This window comes from Paraburkholderia humisilvae (assembly GCF_902859855.1).
GTDB classification, from domain to species: domain Bacteria; phylum Pseudomonadota; class Gammaproteobacteria; order Burkholderiales; family Burkholderiaceae; genus Paraburkholderia; species Paraburkholderia humisilvae.
In genome coordinates this window covers 1-1,781 of sequence record NZ_CADIKH010000294.1, presented here as the reverse complement: position 1 = coordinate 1,781, position 1,781 = coordinate 1, and the positions used below count along the sequence as shown (strand labels likewise).

At 58.2% G+C, this 1,781-nt stretch carries 2 protein-coding genes; both read right to left on the bottom strand.

Annotated elements, in window-relative coordinates; genetic code table 11:
• A partial coding sequence (locus HV796_RS42020; RefSeq protein WP_175233512.1) for an RloB family protein occupies window positions 1-478 on the bottom strand: 478 nt, incomplete at its 3' end.
• Between the two features lie 79 nt (window positions 479-557).
• A partial coding sequence (locus HV796_RS42015; protein ID WP_175233511.1) for an AAA family ATPase occupies window positions 558-1,781 on the bottom strand: 1,224 nt, incomplete at its 5' end.

Below are 1,781 nucleotides of genomic sequence, written 5' to 3'. Positions count from 1 at the left end.
GCGCGCGCAACCGATCAGCGTTCGCGTACGCGACGTCGAGCGCGTCAAGCGTTGCCGCGAACACGCCTGGGCGACCTTTCTCGTATCCGTTGATGTGCGCCCGAAGTCGACGCATGACATCGTCTCGATGAATGTGGGCGTCGGAACGCTGAAAGTGCAATAACAGCCAGAGTTCGAAGCATGGGTTAGATGAAATCGCCTTGAACGCTATCGGATTTCTTTCGTCATTGCGATGCGCACCATCCAGTTGCACCGCGAGGCGCAGCGCTTCGTTGTAGTGGGCGTGATCATCGCGATCAATGACTGCAAACACGCGCTCCCATTCCCGCGTCTGCTGGCACAGATCGGACGCATACCTGACCACCTGCAATGGATTGCTTCCGTCGGCCGGGCAAATACGGATGCTGGCCGTTGGAAGCCGGAAATGCCGCCTGCTCTCTTCGAAATAGTTGACCTCGGTCTTTTCGCCTTCGGTCACGATGAGAATACGATCAAACGCGGGGCGGGTCGCACCCCTGCGTTCGATCCTTCGCGCGCGTCTGAGCCGCGGATGATCGTCACGCCCCAAGGTTCTGCCCCTGGAGCGGGAAGGACGTGGTCATCGGCACAGCGCCGTAGCGCCCCTGCAAATAGCCGCGTTCAAGTGCCTCATTCTTGCGAGGCGAGAAGTCCGTAAGCGGCACCAGCGTGCTAGCGTGGTCGCGGCTCTTTTCCATCAGCCAGATCTGATCGCGCCGGAATATGTCCGCGTCCAGCAATGCAGTATCGTGGGTTGTGAAGATGAGCTGTGCAGGCTCATAGCCTGCGGGTGGCCGGTGATGAAATAAATCGACCACGAACCGCACGATGTGGGTATGCAAACTGCCGTCTAGCTCGTCAACGACGATCGTCCGTCCGATCTGAAGCGATTCGATCAGCGGTGCCGCGAATGAGAACAGACGCTGCGTGCCCATCGATTCCTCTTCGTACTGCAGCTTGCCTTGTCCCTTCGGGCAGGTGTGCGTGAAGATCGGCACCTGAACTTCCGATTCGGAAAGAGCATGCTCAGGTCCATCACTCCGGATGTGCACGTTCAACCGATGCTGCTTACGTGATTCGACATCAAGGTCGGAGATACCAATGTCAGCGGACGCCAGAAAGCTGAGCAGCATCTTTTTGCGCTCCGGCTCTGCGATCCATGCGGTCGATTGATCAGAGACCGGTTGCAGGCCCGCGCCGATGATTACGAGCTTCCGCACGATCCAATCGTAGACGGGCAGCAGCTTCGCGCTATTGAGTTGCGCAGCGGTCGACAGGAACAGGGCGTTGCGACGTGTAGAGCTGCGCCAGACCTCGCGTTGACCGGTCAGCGAAGGTCCCCATTTGTACACGTTCTGTTCCGTTTTCGCATCGTATGAGCGCTCGAACCACAACTGCGGCCGATGCGTTTTGTAGGCTAGCAACCACTCCTCGGCGAAGCCGGTCGACGTCGCTGCGAAGCCGTATTGATACCTCGTGCCATCAATCACGAAGGTAAATTCGAACTCCGAGGGTGCCGTCGCAGATTCAGGATCAAGCTTGAACGGTACGTGAGCAAGTGCCTGCTGCGGCATGAACGAGACAGACGTGGCTACGGCGGATTGTGCGAATTGCATAGCGCCAATCAGCGCTGATTTACCGCTCGCGTTCGGGCCGTAGATCGATGCAACACGCAAAAGGTCCGGCACGCTTGCCGCCCCCGAGGGAACCGTGTTCGATTCCCGTTTTTCTTTGTCCGAACTTGCCACCATGCTGAGGGACAT